This is a genomic window from Bradyrhizobium sp. 147, from assembly GCF_023073935.1.
Classification (GTDB): domain Bacteria; phylum Pseudomonadota; class Alphaproteobacteria; order Rhizobiales; family Xanthobacteraceae; genus Bradyrhizobium.
In genome coordinates this window covers 1-15,303 of sequence record NZ_JADPKL010000008.1, presented here as the reverse complement: position 1 = coordinate 15,303, position 15,303 = coordinate 1, and the positions used below count along the sequence as shown (strand labels likewise).

Sequence of the window (15,303 nt, the reverse complement as noted above, 5' to 3'; positions counted from 1 at the left end):
GCGAATTCCGCGCCTTGGAATTGCGGTAATGGCATTCGCCACGGCGCCAAAACGCAATACTTGACAGTGGAAAGATTGCCTTGTTGGTATAATCCCAACCGTGTGACCGCCAAGAGAGGACCGTTCCGCAATGTCCATGCCTGCCTTGTTCAAGGGGCGCCTGTCGATCCCGGTGATCGGTTCGCCGCTGTTCATCATCTCGGTGCCCGATCTCGTGATCGCGCAGTGCAAGGCGGGTGTGGTCGGCTCGTTTCCGGCGCTGAACGCGCGGCCGCCGGAATTGCTCGATGAATGGCTGGCGCGGATCACCGAGGAACTCGCGGCCTATGACCGCGCGCATCCCGACAAGCCGTCGGCGCCGTTCGCAGTTAACCAGATCGTGCACAAGTCGAACAACCGGCTCGATCACGACATGCAGCTCTGCGCCAAGTACAAGGTGCCGATGATTATCTCCTCGCTCGGCGCGCGCGAGGAGCTGAACCAGGCCGTGCACGGCTGGGGCGGCATCGTCTTCCACGACGTGATCAACCAGAAATTCGCGCACAAGGCGATCGAGAAGGGCGCCGACGGCCTCATCCTGGTCGCGGCCGGCGCCGGCGGCCATGCCGGCACCATCTCGCCGCTGGCTTTCGTCGCCGAGACGCGAAAGTGGTTCGACGGGCCGATCGCGCTGTCGGGCGCGATCGGCAACGGCAAGGCGATCCGCGCCGCGCGCATCCTCGGTGCAGATTTCGCCTATATCGGCTCGGCCTTTATTGCGACCAAGGAAGCCAACGCCGTCGACAAGTACAAGGAGATGATCGCCGGCTCGAGCGCCGACGACATCGTCTATTCCAACCTGTTCACCGGGGTGCACGGCAATTATCTGAAACCCTCGATCCTCGCCGCCGGAATGGATCCGGACAGCCTGCCGACCTCCGATCCCTCCAAGATGAACTTCGGCACCGACGCCTCCGGCGAACGCGCCAAGCCGAAGGCCTGGAAGGAGATCTGGGGCTCGGGCCAGGGCATCGGCAGCGTCGAGGGCATCGTGCCCGCCGCCGAAATGATCGCGCGCTTCAAGAAGGAATACGACGAAGCGATCGATCCGCCGTTGTAATCGCGCCGAGCTCGAGTGCAGCATGCCTCCCATCTACCGCGTCGACGGCAACAGCGTCGTCACCAGCCCGGACGCCGCCGGACCCTGGGACCGTCGCATGCAGCACGGCTCGGCGCCGGCATCGCTGGTGACGTGGGCGGCCGAGCGCATTCCGACGCCTGTTCCGATGGACATCGCGCGCGTCACGATCGATCTGATGCGTCCGGTGCCGGTCGCGCCGCTCACGATTGCGACCGAAGTTTTGCGCGAGGGCCGCAAGATCCAGCTCTGCGGGATCAAGCTGCTCGCCGACGGCGTGCAGGTTGTCGGCGCCACCGTGCTCAAGATCAGGCGACAGACCCTGAGCCTGCCCGATGACGTCAAGGAGCTGCCGGTCACGTTGCCATCGCCGGAGGACTCCCTAGTCGAGGACGGTCATGCCGCCACCAGCCCGTTCGTGCGAGCGGTCTCCATGCGTGCGGCACGCGGCCGGTTCGGCCAGGCCGGCGCCGGCGCGATCTGGTTTCGTGTCGATCATCCCCTGATCGCGGGCGAGGAAGTCTCACAGGCGATGCGAGCCGTGGTCGCCGCCGACTTCTCCAACGGCACCGCCTCGACGCTCGACTTCCGCGCCTGGACCTACATCAACGCCGATCTCACCGTGAGCTTGTCGCGGCAGCCGGTGGGCGAGTGGATCCTGCTCGATGGCGAGTCCTGGATCGGCCCAGGAGGCGCGGGGTTGGCAATGTCGCGGCTGGCGGACCGGCAAGGCTATTTCGGCCGGGCGGTGCAGAGCCTGGTGATCGACAAGCGGTGAGGGGGCAAGCCCGCGCCTCAGCTCCGCTGTCATGCTCCGCGAAGGCGGGGCCGGTGCGTCGCATCTCACCCCACCAACCGGTCGCGCCCGCTCCAGAAGCCGGCGCGCAGCACCTTCTTGTCGACCTTGCCGACGCCGGTCATCGGCAGCTGCTTGACGAACTGGATCTGCTTGGGCGCGTGCGCCGAGCCCTTGCGCGTCTTCACCAGGTTGATCAGCTCGTCCGGATCGGGCCTTGCACCCTCGCGCGGCACGACGATGGCGGTGACGGCCTCGCCCCATTTCTCGTCGGGAATGCCGACGACCGCAACCATGGCGACGTCGGCATGCTGCGACAGCACGTCTTCGACCTCGCGCGGGAAGATGTTGAAGCCGCCGGAGACGATCATGTCCTTCTTGCGGTCGAGGATGAACATGTAGCCGCGCTCGTCCATGCGCGCGATGTCGCCGGTGTGGACCCAGCCGTTCTTCAGCGTCTCGGCGGTGATGTCCGGCCGCTTCCAGTACTCCGCCATCACGTGCGGCGCGCGCACGCAGATCTCGCCCGGCTCGCCCGTCTTCACCTCCTGGTCGTTGTCGTCGAGGATCTTGACCTCGCAGGCCGCGATCGGGAAGCCACAGGACAGGAACAGCTCCGGTGTCTTGGGATCGTGATCCGCCTTGCGCAGCACCGAGACGGGATAGCATTCGGTCTGCCCGTAAAGCTGCGAGAACACCGGCCCGATGCGCTCGATGCCCTCGACCAGCCGGCTCGGCGACATCGCGGAGGCGCCATAAAGCACCAGCTCGAGCGAAGACAGATCGGTCCTGCCGAGCGCGGGATGATCGAGCAGCACATAGATCATGGTCGGCACGAGCAGCGTGAAGTTGATGCGCTCGCGCGCAATCGTCGCCAGCACGGCCTCGGGATCGAAACTCTTGAGCATGTGCACGGTGCCACCGCGCATCAAGGTCGGCAGCACCTTCGTGCCCGCGACATGGCTGATCGGCGCGACCGTGAGATAGCGCGCGGCGTCGGGGATCTCGAAGTCGGCGAGGATCGCGCCGGCAGCTCCGGCGTTCTCGCGGTGATAGCGCAGCGCACCCTTGGATTTACCGGTCGTGCCGCCGGTGTAGTTCAGCGTGGCGAGATCGTCGGGCCGGGCGAGGCACAGCGCGCTGGCGTGGCCCTCGATCTCGATCGCCTGCAAGAGGTCGACGCCGTAGTCCGCGGGTCCCATGGTGAAGACCGCTTTGAGCCGGCCGGCCTTCGCGGCGAGTTCGCCGCCGCGATTGCGGAAGGCGGCCGCATCGACCACCAGCATCTCGGCCTCGGAATCCTCGAGCTGAAACAGCTGGTCGTCCAGCGATCCCAGAGGATGCAGCCAGGTGATGCAGAGCTGCGCCAATTGCGCAGCAACGCCCGCGCACCAGCTGTCGGCGCGGTTGGCGGTGAGGAAGGCGACGCGCGCGCCGGGCTGCAATCCAAGCCGCATGAACACGGCCTGCATGCGTCCGATCAGGTCGATGGTGCCCTGATAGCTCAGCGATCCCTCAGGCCAGGCGAAGGCGGTGCGGTCGGGATAGCGCGACAGTGCCCGTAGGGTCTGCGCACAAGCCGGGGACGATGCGTGGAGCGGATCGGACATATGTTTCCTGTTTCCTCGTTGCTTTGTGACGTGCCAATGTTGCTGATGACGCTAGCACAGCGAATGCGGGATGGAACGACAAAGCCCGCGCAGGGAGGCATGCATGCCGTCGGATCGACTGCAACGTTTCCGCGATCGTCTCGCTCTGCCGCTGATCGCGGCGCCGATGTTCCTGGTGTCGGGGGTCGAGCTGATGGTCGCGGCCTGCCGCAACGGCGTGATCGGCAGCTTTCCCAGCGCGAATTGCCGTAGCCCGGAACAGCTCGACGAATGGCTCACCGCGATCGAAACCAGGTTACGGCAGCACGAAGAGCAAACCGGGCGCAAGGCGGCGCCGCTTTGCCCGAATCTGATCGTGCACCGTTCCAACGCGCGGCTGGAGCAGGATATCGCCGTACTGCTGCGGCACAGGCCGGAGATCGTGATCACCTCGGTCGGCTCGCCCGCACAGGTCGCAAAGCCGCTGCATGACGCCGGCGCATTGGTGTTGGCGGATGTCGCCGCGATCCGCCACGCCGAGCGTGCAGCGGAAGCCGGTGTGGACGGGCTGGTGCTGCTCACGGCAGGCGCCGGCGGCAGACCGGCTGGCTCAACCCGTTCGCCTTTGTCCGCGCGGTGCGCGCATTCTACGACGGCATCATCGTGCTTGCGGGCGGCGTCAGCGACGGCCGCGCGCTGCATGCCGCCGAAGTGCTCGGCTGCGATCTCGCCTACATGGGCACGAAGTTCATCGCGACGCGCGAGAGCATGGCGGATGACCGCCACAAGCGGATGCTGGTCGAGAGCAGCGCCGACGACGTCCTGCTCACCACCGCATTCACGGGACTGCAGACCAGCATGCTGAGGCCGTCGATCGTGGCCGCAGGTCTCGATCCCGACGACCTGCCGGCGCACGGCGCGATCGACATCGCCAAGGACATCGACGTCGCCGCGCGCGAGAACCGGCCAAAACGCTGGCGCGACATCTGGAGTGGTGGGCACTCGACGTCGGGCGTGACCGACGTGGTGGCGGTGGGCGATCTCGTTGCGCAGACGCGCGCGGAATATCGGGAGGCCGGCGGGCGGTAGTCCCCGTACAAATCCGGAGAAATAGAGAGGCGCCGGCTCCCGATCACGGTTAATCCCGCGCTCTTCCGTCCCGCTCACTTAACGGCAGATTAACCATCGCCCGCCAAGAATCCGCTCACGGCCGCCAATCAGGACCGAAAGGGACAGGCGATGGACTTCAACTATCTCAACGGCAAGACAGCCGCGACGCTGGACGAAATCCGCGTTCGCGTGGCCCACGCGCTGGCTCGCCACCCGTTGTGCCGCAACGTCCGCTTCGACATCGTCAGCGTCCCCCGCACCCGCCGGGGCGGCAACTGGACCGTGACGCTGCAATCGGTTGAGCCGCGCGCGGTCTGGGAGGCCTCCGAGATCGTGGCCGACATCCAGGACGCCTACGATCTGGCGCGAGCTGCCTGATTCTCTTGAGCTTCCCTGGCGATGTCGCCGTAGTCCGCGCGATTGCCGCCGCAATGGCACGGTTGAGCCTTAATTATCGCCCAGTTTCCGGGCACTGATCACGTGGACTTGAAGCCGGGCGCGGAGGGACGTTTGTCCAAGGCCATCACCATCGTCGTCCTGACCTGTTTCCTGGTCCTCGGGGCTGCCACCACCGCCATTCTCGGGCGCGACAGCGTGCCTAGCGTCAGCGCCGAGATGATCTCGCAGACGCCTCCGGCCAAGCCGCTCGCGGCCAACCGCGCCGCCAAGGCCGACCGTCTGGTTCCAACGCTGGCGCTGGCCTCGGCCGCGATCGAGCCGGTGCAGGTCGCCGCCGATAAGCTCGCCCAGGCTCCGGTGCTGACCGAGCCGCTGCGCCAGGCCTTTGCCGCCGCTACGCCTTCCGATTTTCCGATGCCGAAGGCAAGTGCGCGCCAGGCGCCCGCCGCAGCGGAGATTCCCGCCGTCGAAGTCCCCGCCAAGCCGAAAGTCGTGGCCAAGCCGCAGCCGCAGAAATCCTATTCGCTGCTGTCCGACGCACAGATCGCGGGCATCAGGGATCGCCTGAAATTGTCCTCGTCGCAGGAATATTATTGGCCCTCGGTCGAGACGGCGCTCCGCAATGTCGTCCGCAAGATCTCGGCGAACAAGCTCTCCAATCCGAATGCGCCGGGCGTGCCGATCGATCCGAATTGCGACGAGGTCCAGCAGTTGAAGTCGGCCGCGATGCCGCTGCTGTTCCAGCTGCGTGACGATCAGAAAGAGGAAGTGCGCAAGCTCGCCCGCATCATCGGGCTGGAGAAGGTCGCGCAGCAGATCTGACGTCAGTTCCTTTGGGAACTGCTTCCGGATCAGGAACATCTGGCAATCAACGTGCGTTGCTCGCCCCAAAGAGGGAGTGGATCAATGCGCGCCTCGACAGCCTATTTCGTCGGTGCCGGAACCATAGTCGCGGCCATCGCCATAGGCCTTGGCGGCGGCATCGTCGCCGGCAACATCATGAATCCGGTCGCGCCCAAGCAGGGGCCGGATACCAGCAAGATGGCGCAGCGCGCCGAAGCTGGCAGCGCGCCGGCAGCAACCAACGCACCGTCCGAGCGCGTGAATTATCTCACCGGTTCGCAAGCTTTTGGCGCGATCATTGCCGCGCCGGCCGAAGCAAAGCCCGAACCCGCCAAGCCCGACACGCAAACCACTCAAGCGAACGCTGCACCGCCGGCACCGCGACCTTCGCAAGCGGCCGCGGTCGAGCCGCCCAAGGAACAGTCCAAGCCGGCACCAGCCGCGCCCAAGCCTGCGGAGCAGCAGGCGTCGACAGAGCCGGCCGCCTCGCCGGACAATGCCTATGCCAAGGCCCGGGATTCCGACGTGAAGCGCGCCGCCTCCGAACGGCGCCGAATGGAGCGGCGTGAACGCTGGGCCGAGCGCCGCCACTATTACGAGTCCCGCGAGCCGCGCGGCCTGCGCGACCGCACCGATTGGGACGACGTCGCGCGCAATATCCGCGAAGATTCCGATGCGCGCGACTATGCCGGCCGTTCGCGCAGCGGCTTCCCGCAGATCAGGCTGTTCGGGCCTGATGACGACTAAAACATGATCCGCGAAACCGGGTCCGGGTTCGCTCTGCTGGAGCGCTCCCGGACTTGAGGGCCGGCTCAGCCGCCGTGAGATTCCACGACCTTGCGGCAGGAGTCGGAGAGCTTGGTCTTGTTCTGGCGCAGGCAGGCATTCATCTGCGGCGGCTTGCCGATATGTTCGGCGCAGAATTTGCTGGCATCGCCGCGGCAGGCCATTTGCTCCTGCGGCGTCGGACCGGATTGCGCAGCGGCGGACACGGCGGTGGCGGCGAGCAGCAGCGCGGCAAGAACCGAAATCTTCATAAAGCACCTCTTTGGGATTGTCGTTGGTCCCGCCTGGGATCAAGCGGGCCGGACGATCTCGCGACAGCCGGGCGCAGGTCCATGCCATGTTCATGGCACCGGGTACGCCCTTCCGGCCGCCGCACCCCCATCTTCATGGCATGTATCCACGCGCGCTCTTTTGCCATTGAGCTGCACGTCGGTTGCGAAACCCGGTGATTGCGCCGGGACGCCGAACGGGAGCGGGAGAGCAAGATGTCGAAAAGAGCGGGAGCGCTGAGCGCCGGGCTGACGATCATGGCGCTGGCGGGTGCGGCGATGGTGTCGCTGGGCACGAGCCCGGCACAGGCCGTGGTCTATTGCAAGACGGTCGGCGTGCCCAAGGGCTGCGTGGTGCGGCCGACTGCGGCAGTGGTGGTTGCGCCGGGAGCTCCGGTTGCGCGGGCCGCGGCCGCGACACCCGGCGTCGGCGCGCCCGGTGTCGGCGTGCGCGCAGGAACGCCGATGAACCGCGGCGGCCCGGTCAATCGCGTTGGGGTGCGCTGATCGTCAATTCGGTTGATTTGATTGCATTGCTTCGGGCCGACAGCCCTGCGGACGAACACCCCCGTCCTCTGCAGAGCCAATCACCCGGCCCGTCCCCTCTCTCCGTGCGCCCCACACGTTCGGTGAGGGGGCCTTTCAGCCCGCAGCCGCGTCGCTGTCGGGAAAGCGCTGCGGCAATTGCAGCCGCACGCATGTGCCTGAGGCGTCCGAGCTCAGATCGAGCACCGCGCCGCAGCGTGCGGCGCGGCTCCGCATGTTGCGCAAGCCCCGCGCGGTCTGGCCGCCGCTCGCACAATTGTCGGCCCGCGCAAAACCCTTGCCGTCGTCCGTCACGCTGATCACGCCATACGGCCCGTGACCGTCGTCGAGCGTCTCGATGCTGACCGCGATGTGGCGCGCCTCTGCGTGCTTGACGGCGTTGGTCACGGCCTCGTCGAGGATGCGCACGATCTGGATGACGTGCCATGGCCGCAGTTCGGGATGCAGCGGCAGCCCCTGCGGCGTTGCCACGCGCCAGTCGAGCGCGATGTCGTGCGGGCGCAATTGCGCCGTCGCGCGCTCGCGCCAGGAGCCGAGCGCGAGCATCAGGTCGCCGCCGATGTCGTCCATGGAATCGATGACGAGACGCAGATCTTTCAGTGCTGCGCGAGCGGCCTCCGTGATGGTCGCGCCCTCGTGGCCGCGCTCGGAGAGCGCGACGATGCTGACGAGCTGGCCGCCGAGGCCATCATGCAGGTCCCGCATCAGCCGCGTGCGCTCGTTGGCGAGCGCGGCGGCGCGGGCGCGCGCCTCCTCGCGGGCAAAGCTCGCCTTCAGCCGCTCCTCGGCCTCGCCCACCCGTGCGACGAGCTGGCCGGCAAAGCTGTCGACCTGGTTCAGCGCGCGGGCAAAGCGCCAGGTCAGCCCGGCGCCGATCGCAACCAGCATCGCCGAGTAGGACAGGCGCGAGACGAAGATGCGATCGTTGCTCACGATCTCGAGCACCGTGAGCATGTCCTGGACCCAGCAGACCAGCACGATGGTCACGGCGCAGCCAATCGTGAAGCTTGCCGCGTCCTGGCGCCGGACCACTGCGGCTGCGGTCACGCACGCCATCAGGAACAGGCAAAGCCCGACCGTGGGAATGCCGAGCACCAGAAAGAGTATGCGCGGCAGCGGCGGGCCCCCGATCAGCCCGACCACGAACACGATGAGGCCCGGCACGAACAGCAGCGTGCCGTAGCGCGGCCAGCGCCAGCCGAAGAACAGCATGCCGAACACGACGATCAGCGCGCTCTCCATCGGTGCGGATGCCAATAGCACGGCGGCGAGCCGCGACGTGGTGGCCGGCGGCACCGGTGGGGGCACGAATGCCTGCACCACGCCGAGCACCATCGCCACCGCCAGCACGCCGTAAACCGGCTCGTGGCGCCGCATCAACCACATGATCGCAAGGATGACCGCGAGAATCGATTGCCAGGCGGAGAACACGACCGGCAGCGTGACGAACAGCAACGCGCGCGTCTCGTAGGCTGGACGCAAGGCGGCGTCCGGTCCGACATAGACGGTGTCGAGAAAGCCCTTCAGCGGCCCCCATACGAACAGCCGCACCGTGATGTCGTTGGCGCCCTCGCGCAGCAGCGCGGACGGAATCGCCGCGATCTGCGGCGTGTTGCGGTCCGGCCGGTTGGCATTGGCGTCACGCCGGGAATCCAGCACCACGACGCCGTTGACGGCGACCTCCACCGCGTTGCTGAACCGCGGCAGATACACCGACCATCCTGATCCCACATCGCTCCGCCGGAATGTGAAGGTGGCGGTGTAGAGCGGTGGGTCGGCCAGCGAATAGCGCGATGCGGTGAAATGCGGCAGCGTCACCGCCCGCATCGTGCCATCCTCGCGCGCCGAGAAATCGTTCACGGCGAAGTCTTCGGGATCGCTGGGTTGCAGCAGCCGGAGCCCAAGGATGGTGACGATGACGATCAGGGCCTGGAGCAGCAGATAGGGCACGAGGCGCGACGCAATCAGCCGGCGCCGCGGCCGCGTGAGCGTCTTCGCCGCGATCTCGCTCACAGCTTAATCAAGCCCTGCTGCACGGCTTCGAACACCGCCTCGCTGCGGGTGTGCACCTCGAGCTTGCGATAGATGTTCTTGATGTGGCCCGGCACGGTCTGCCTGGACAGGCCGAGATGGCTCGCGATCTCGGCGTAGCTGAAGCCTTTGGCAATGCCCCAGAGGATGTCGATCTCCCGCGGGGTCAGCTTAGCCGTGTTGAGCAGGGGGCCGGGCGAGGGCTCCGCCGAACTCTGCGTACGCCGGACGATGAAACGGGCGATCGAGGCCGAGATCGGCGAATGGCCGGCGACCAGATCGCGCACGGTGGTGGCGATGTCGGTCGGAAAGGCATCCTTAAGCAGATAGCCGGTGGCACCGACGGTGATCGCCGAGATCACGCTTTCCTCGTCGCCGAGCGCGGAGATCACCATGATCTCGCTGTCGGGAAAGCGCTGCCGGGTTTCGCGAATCAGCTCGATGCCGTGGCCGTCGGGAAGCCTGAGGTCGGTCAGCAGCACCCGAGGCGCCGCCATCCCGAACGCGGAGCGAGCTTCTCCGAGCGTGCCGGCACTGCGCACCTCGTAGCCGGCCTTGACCAGCGCGTCGTGGAGCCGCCAGCAGGTCGGCGCGTCGTCCTCGACGAGGAGGATGGTGATGGCCTCACCCGTCTCGCCCTGTTTGCTCATGTTTATCGTCCCGCGACCCGCGTGTCCCCCGCGGCGCGAGGCAAGTCTAACCGCAGCACGGACGGCGTGACACCCATAATCATGGGGGCGGCAATAACTCGGTCGCGCGTCAGGCGCAGATAGGCGGTTTTGGGATTGCGTCTAAGCCAGAGCGCGTGCTCATCATCCGCGCTGCGCTCAGGCCGCGGATGCGGTCCGCTCTGCCTCTGGCACCGGCCCATTCCGGCAGCTCACCAGACGTCCGAGTTGGGCCACAACCGGACATCCGAATGAAGGTCGGTTGTGCAAATATAATGCTTCAGCTTCAATGCGAAGATGGTATCGTCACGCGGGGACGGAATTGACCGTCCCGCTTCGAGGAGGACGTAGTGATGAGGTTGTCGCTGCACAGGGTTGCGCGGCCCGCTTTCGCCGTCTCGTCAATCACGCTGATGCTGTGCGCCTTTGGCGGCACGGCCATGTCGCAACCGACGCCGCCCGGAGCCGACATTCATCTTCCAATCGTCACCGTCGAAGCGCCCAAGCAGATAATGCGGTCTAAGCCTGCGCATCGTGTGGTCGCCCGCAGCAGCAGGTCCGCCTCCATCTCTCCTGCCTCGGCAACAGCCGCGCCGAATTCGGATGCCGCCAAGCTTGCTAAGCTCGCCGCTACCACCAACAACTGCGTCGGCGGCTGCCAATCGAGCTTCAAATCGGGCGACAAGCCCTGGGTTGGCTGCAACGTTTCGGGCGGCGTGTACTCGGCAACGTGCCGCAACATCGGCAACTACAGGAGCTACGAGGAATGCAAGGAAGCCGGACGCCTTGTTGGCTGGCGGTCGGGTGAGACCTCGGCATATTGCAGCAGCGTGGCGATAGCAGCGGGTTGGCGCTGAAGCAAAAGTCGGCTCCGGGTTGGGGCGAACGTTTCAGTTCAGATGGCTCCACGGAAAGCAGAAACATCCTGCACTGCCGTCAGGGCCATCCCTGGCTCCTAGCCTTGCGCAGCGTGAGTCAGCTTAGGGTCATTCGCGTCGGTTTGGCTGGGCGCCGCCAATTTCCGCACTACCCCTAAAAACAGAGATCGTTACCATGCGTGGGCATGTTTCAGGTGGGCCAGTCAGATGATTGCAGCGGCGGTCCCAGCACCGGTAAGTGCTTCGTTCACTACTTCTGGGTGGGTTCGACCCGACAACGAGGATCAGCGTTTTACACGGCGACTCCTCCGCCGCCTTAGCGCAGCATGAGGGATTACCAAACCGCACACAACAGCTAAACTCGCCGCTGCAAGATCGTTTAGGCTGCGGAGGTCCGGAATTCAGGAGTGCCCTCGGAAAAGCACAGCGAGAAGCCCGGCAGCAACGATCGCAAGCCAGATTAGCGAAACGATGAAAGAGGCGAAGTGCCAATCAACGTCGCGGCGCCTGGACTGCATTGTGTCTCCTTCCGGCGAGTGTGCGCCGGCTCAAAAATTGCTATCGTCCTTGCCGTTGGGGCTGCCGTCGGGCGCCGTTGCCATAGCCATTGTTGCCACGAGGGCCGGCCGGTCCGGCGCCAGACCTTGCAATGGCATCCGACGTGAGGGACGTCGACAGCAGGAGCGTCATGGCCGGAGGCGTCACGGCGGCGAACTTTCCGCAGGTCTTTAGGAAGTCGCGTCGGTCATCGTCCTGGTCTGGCATGGCGTTGTCTCCCAATGGCGGAATTAAATCACATTAACCCAATTAAATCAATTAAATTTCGTTCCAAGATAAAGCGCACCCGTCATCCGGTCTCAATGGCGAAGGGCTGCCTTTCACGGGCGCAGGGAACTCAGGGTGAGCAATCTAGCCCGCTATGTCCAACGAGCGGGCCTTCACCAGATGGCGCGTCACATCTTTGATTGGCCAGAAGCGGGTAACGCCCCAGTCGCTCTGGCAGCCTCTCAGCGGCGCGCGTTCCGCGAGATAGATATGAGCCATTCAACTGCAGGCCGGACCCGCTGCCATCCTCGCAACCCGAGAACCCGCTTGCAGGCGAGCCACCACCAACGACGGGTTCGTTGAACATTCGGATCAAAACTCACCGCAAGTCTTGAAAGGTCTGCCGAGCTTTCCATCGCTCTTTCGCTGAAGGCAGCGCTGGCGCGGCCGACCGCCTCAAGTGCCAATACGTGGTGCAACCGGGCGCGAAGATGATCAGCGTTTGTGAGCCTCGCCGCGCTATTATTCAGGAAATGTTCAATCGCGGGCTTGCGTTGCAGCAGATCTTGCTCCCGCGAAGGCTCACTTGACATATTGCCCGCGTGCGCACGATAGACGGCTTGGTCAGCGGCGATGACCCCGACGTCGCCGTGTGCGGCGGGCCGTAACCACATTTCCATACCAGAGGCGTAGGGTAAGTCGGCCAAATAGCCGCCCAATCTGTTCTGTAGGCTGGTGCGAACCACCACAGTTGATGACAGCACAATGTTTCTTGCGCCGCTAAGTGCAATGAAATCAAGTCCGGACAGAACGCGGGTTGTGGTCAAAAACAATCGCGCCTCCGAAGATGAACGCGACAGAAGGATGATCGTCCATTAGATCGACCGATCTCGAAAGGGCGCCGGGCAACAAGTAATTATCCGCAGAGCGCAGAAGCATGTAGTCGGCTCTCGCCCAGGCGATGCCTTCTACGATCCTCGCCGACGACGCGAGCGGTGGTCTGGTGAACGTCATTGACCGCAATCCGCGCTGTCGACGGAGAGTTCTGCATCGCGACGGCAAAGATATACGTATCGCCTTTGTACACCTTCACCATGGTTGCAATCGGGACCTGCGAGCTTACGGATACAGCCCCGAATACGCTGGGCTCTTCAACACTGGCGAGAGAGAGAGGATCAATTGGTTCGTTCTCGTGACCTCCTCCACGATATCGGGGGAAGCTGCCCACTTCATCGCGTCGACTCCTGGAGTCGTCCAATGAAGGCTAGCATATTTGAGGCAACGGGCCCGTTGCGCCGGCACTCTCGGTATTTCGATCATGGCACCCGAAAAGAGGGGACCGACCGCGGTCACCCTCTCGTAACGTCATCGGAAGGGACCTTCTGAGCAAGCTTGTGCAAGATGTCGAGGAATGCGGGCGACGTCATTGGCCGGTACGGCACCAACGCCGGGTTCGAGGGCGGCATCGTCAGCAGTAGGTCCGCATCGCCATCGCGATCTTGCAGCCAGAGCGCTACTACGTAAACCGCCGGCACGATGAGCAATAGAGCCTCGAAGCGTCCCTTCTGAACCTCGGGGAGTTTCTCGGCACGGCGAATCCCTTCCTCCGTCGCTGCCACGAACGACCCTTCGTTCAGCTCACCCAGTTCGTACGTCCCCGCTGCCGACGTGACCATTGTGGCAGCGGCAATTGGCACGGGCTCCTCTCGTCCATCATTGTCGGCGACGATGCGCCGCTTCGTCTCATGAACAAGAAATCTCCAGTTACCTAGTACCGCGGCCGTTCTGAGGTTGGCTGCGCGATGGATATTGCCAAGCGGCAGATGGGCGATCCGATGCGGCATGGAAATGGAGACCGCGTTGGGGTTTGCAACGGAAAGGTTGGACCGCGGAAATTTCGATTTGCCGGCGCGGTTGGCCACTGCTCGCCTTACGGCTTCGACGGCAGCCGCCGGAGGATCGCTGGGATGAATTGGCATCTCGTTCTCTCCTTCCGTAGAGGCGATTTGCTAATCGGGAGCCTTCGTGAAGTAGGAATCCGTCCAAACACCGCGCGCGTCCTGATACAGTGTGCAAAATCGGTCATAATTGATCTCGGGTGTCGGGCCGTAAAAGGGATCCTCAAGGATCAAACTGTCAGTGTCCGGCAGATATCCAACTATCGCGAGGAAATGCGCTCCTCCTCCTCCTCCTCCCGCTCCACGAGACCAGACAGTACGAACACAAAGTGGCCGGCCTGCGTTGATCTCCTGCAGCACCTCCATTCGTGTAGCGCGGTGGTCGAGGGCCAATTTACCGAGGCAACAGACTTGGTTGAGTGGTGACCCAAGCGTGTGCGGCACATCGAATTGCAAGTTCGGAACGCCGCAAGCGAAATCGCAGCAATCTTGCCGGTCAAGCACGAGATTGGCGATGAGGCACTGCGTGAAAGGACTCGCCTCGTCGTAAAAACCCGAGACGCTGGAAGCGACGGCTGCCCAGCACCAGTAGTTGTGACACTGTTGCTGCATCGTAAAATTGGGATGCAGCGCCTCGGTTGTCGTCTCCAGCTCCGGCTCCTCAAAGCCCAGGTCCAGCGGAATCCGCGTCCTGTCAATTACGGAAACTTCCTCCAACTCGCCCATGGCAATCCCCTCGAGGCTGAAATCGATAAGTCAAATTTCAAATTCTGTTCGTCGCGTGGTGCTTCGTCGCACAGTCAACGATGCAAATTCGGCTGCGCGACCTTGTACTACGCTCAGTGCTCTCTTTTTGCCGCATCGAGGACCGCGCTAAAAGTGGTGCATTCCTTGAGGTACGGAAACACGGATTCAGCAATTTCCTTCCCGGCTGCGGTGTCGCTTGGATAGTGGACGCCGGCGACCTCGCGATTCCTTCCGATGCGCGCGGCCAGTGCCATCAGTGCGCTCTTAGCGCCGGGCATAATCTCTCCCAGCGACAACGCCATCAGGTGGCCCTCAAGCGAATGTCCGCTTGGATAGGAGGCGTGCCAGGGAGAGGCAATCATTGGAAAAAGCGCTGGACACACCTGTTGCGGCCGCCCACGATTGAACTTGAGCTTATAGTAGACGGCGACCATCAGCCCGACATGGTCAGCCATCTCAATGATCTTGATCGTATTTGGATGCGCGGACGGCGAGAGCATGAGGACCTGCGCAAAATAGCCGACAAGTCTGACATCCTGGTCAATGATTTCATTTGCCAAATCGTCGCGATCATCCATCGCCGGCCCAAGAAGCTCCTCGATCTCCGCAAAAATGACTGCGTGATTGGTCGGCGGACCCCTGACATCTATGCTTTGCCAATTAGTTTTGCCGAACTCGGCCAATGCTATCTGAGCAAAAAAGTCAGGCCGCCAAGCGGATTCGGGGAATGTCGCTTCGTAATTCAAGCGGTCAGGCTGGATGGGACATAGGCCCTCGAAGATCGGGAAGGGACGTGGAGGGACTCCGCCGCCAACGTAGCCGCCGCTCACTGAACCGTTGCCGCCTCCGCCGCGTCCGCCG

The 15,303-nt window shown here is 64.0% G+C and carries 15 protein-coding genes and 2 pseudogenes; 8 read left to right on the top strand and 9 right to left on the bottom strand.

What is annotated here, in order from left to right; all coding sequences use genetic code 11:
* Positions 1-130 precede the first annotated feature (130 nt).
* Both IVA87_RS02230 and IVA87_RS02225 read left to right on the top strand, forming a co-directional pair.
* Positions 131-1,099 (top strand): nitronate monooxygenase family protein, encoded by a 969-nt coding sequence (locus IVA87_RS02230; RefSeq protein ID WP_247298976.1) that lies wholly within the window; start codon positions 131-133, stop codon positions 1,097-1,099.
* A 22-nt stretch (positions 1,100-1,121) separates the two neighbouring features.
* The gene (locus IVA87_RS02225) at positions 1,122-1,895 is read left to right on the top strand and encodes a thioesterase family protein (RefSeq protein ID WP_247298978.1); all 774 of its coding nucleotides are present in this window, start codon (positions 1,122-1,124) and stop codon (positions 1,893-1,895) included.
* Between the two features lie 65 nt (positions 1,896-1,960).
* Here IVA87_RS02225 and IVA87_RS02220 read toward each other — a convergent pair whose 3' ends face one another.
* Positions 1,961-3,523: an AMP-binding protein gene (locus IVA87_RS02220; RefSeq protein ID WP_247332628.1), complete on the bottom strand. Its 1,563-nt coding sequence runs from the start codon at positions 3,521-3,523 to the stop codon at positions 1,961-1,963.
* 103 nt (positions 3,524-3,626) lie between these two features.
* Between IVA87_RS02220 and IVA87_RS02215 the strand changes: the two are divergent.
* From IVA87_RS02215 to IVA87_RS02200, 4 genes and pseudogenes are all read left to right on the top strand, one after another.
* A pseudogene (locus tag IVA87_RS02215) lies at positions 3,627-4,591 on the top strand (nitronate monooxygenase).
* Between the two features lie 150 nt (positions 4,592-4,741).
* A complete protein-coding gene (locus tag IVA87_RS02210; RefSeq protein ID WP_247298982.1) occupies positions 4,742-4,990 on the top strand; it encodes a hypothetical protein in 249 nt (82 codons plus the stop codon).
* A 132-nt stretch (positions 4,991-5,122) separates the two neighbouring features.
* Positions 5,123-5,833, top strand: coding sequence for a hypothetical protein (locus IVA87_RS02205; RefSeq protein WP_247298983.1), 711 nt, complete (start codon positions 5,123-5,125; stop codon positions 5,831-5,833).
* A gap of 84 nt (positions 5,834-5,917) precedes the next feature.
* Positions 5,918-6,601: a hypothetical protein gene (locus IVA87_RS02200; protein ID WP_247298985.1), complete on the top strand. Its 684-nt coding sequence runs from the start codon at positions 5,918-5,920 to the stop codon at positions 6,599-6,601.
* Between the two features lie 65 nt (positions 6,602-6,666).
* Here IVA87_RS02200 and IVA87_RS02195 read toward each other — a convergent pair whose 3' ends face one another.
* Positions 6,667-6,891 (bottom strand): hypothetical protein, encoded by a 225-nt coding sequence (locus IVA87_RS02195; protein ID WP_247298986.1) that lies wholly within the window; start codon positions 6,889-6,891, stop codon positions 6,667-6,669.
* 234 nt (positions 6,892-7,125) lie between these two features.
* On the opposite strand from IVA87_RS02195, the gene IVA87_RS02190 reads away from it, so the two are divergent.
* Positions 7,126-7,416, top strand: a complete 291-nt coding sequence (locus IVA87_RS02190; protein WP_247298988.1) for a hypothetical protein — start codon at positions 7,126-7,128, stop codon at positions 7,414-7,416.
* Between the two features lie 135 nt (positions 7,417-7,551).
* Here IVA87_RS02190 and IVA87_RS02185 read toward each other — a convergent pair whose 3' ends face one another.
* Together IVA87_RS02185 and IVA87_RS02180 are read right to left on the bottom strand one after the other, a co-directional pair.
* Positions 7,552-9,468 (bottom strand): ATP-binding protein, encoded by a 1,917-nt coding sequence (locus tag IVA87_RS02185; protein ID WP_247298990.1) that lies wholly within the window; start codon positions 9,466-9,468, stop codon positions 7,552-7,554.
* Complete coding sequence (locus tag IVA87_RS02180; RefSeq protein ID WP_247332625.1) at positions 9,465-10,136, bottom strand: response regulator transcription factor; 672 nt, start codon at positions 10,134-10,136, stop codon at positions 9,465-9,467. The genes IVA87_RS02185 and IVA87_RS02180 overlap by 4 nt, the downstream gene beginning before the upstream one ends.
* 371 nt (positions 10,137-10,507) lie before the next feature.
* On the opposite strand from IVA87_RS02180, the gene IVA87_RS02175 reads away from it, so the two are divergent.
* Positions 10,508-11,011, top strand: a complete 504-nt coding sequence (locus IVA87_RS02175; protein WP_247298994.1) for a hypothetical protein — start codon at positions 10,508-10,510, stop codon at positions 11,009-11,011.
* 599 nt (positions 11,012-11,610) lie between these two features.
* Here IVA87_RS02175 and IVA87_RS02170 read toward each other — a convergent pair.
* The 5 genes and pseudogenes from IVA87_RS02170 to IVA87_RS02150 form a co-directional block, all read right to left on the bottom strand.
* A pseudogene (locus tag IVA87_RS02170) lies at positions 11,611-11,797 on the bottom strand (hypothetical protein); the annotation flags it as partial.
* Positions 11,798-12,039: 242 nt separating this feature from the next.
* Entirely contained in the window at positions 12,040-12,630 is a 591-nt protein-coding gene (locus IVA87_RS02165) for a hypothetical protein (RefSeq protein ID WP_247298995.1), read from the bottom strand.
* A gap of 516 nt (positions 12,631-13,146) precedes the next feature.
* On the bottom strand, positions 13,147-13,776 hold the full coding sequence (locus tag IVA87_RS02160; RefSeq protein WP_247298996.1) for a hypothetical protein: 630 nt from the start codon (positions 13,774-13,776) through the stop codon (positions 13,147-13,149).
* 30 nt (positions 13,777-13,806) lie between these two features.
* On the bottom strand, positions 13,807-14,421 hold the full coding sequence (locus IVA87_RS02155; RefSeq protein WP_247332623.1) for a papain-like cysteine protease family protein: 615 nt from the start codon (positions 14,419-14,421) through the stop codon (positions 13,807-13,809).
* Between the two features lie 113 nt (positions 14,422-14,534).
* Positions 14,535-15,303: phosphatase PAP2 family protein (locus IVA87_RS02150; RefSeq protein WP_247332621.1), on the bottom strand; the 769-nt coding region annotated here is incomplete at its 5' end.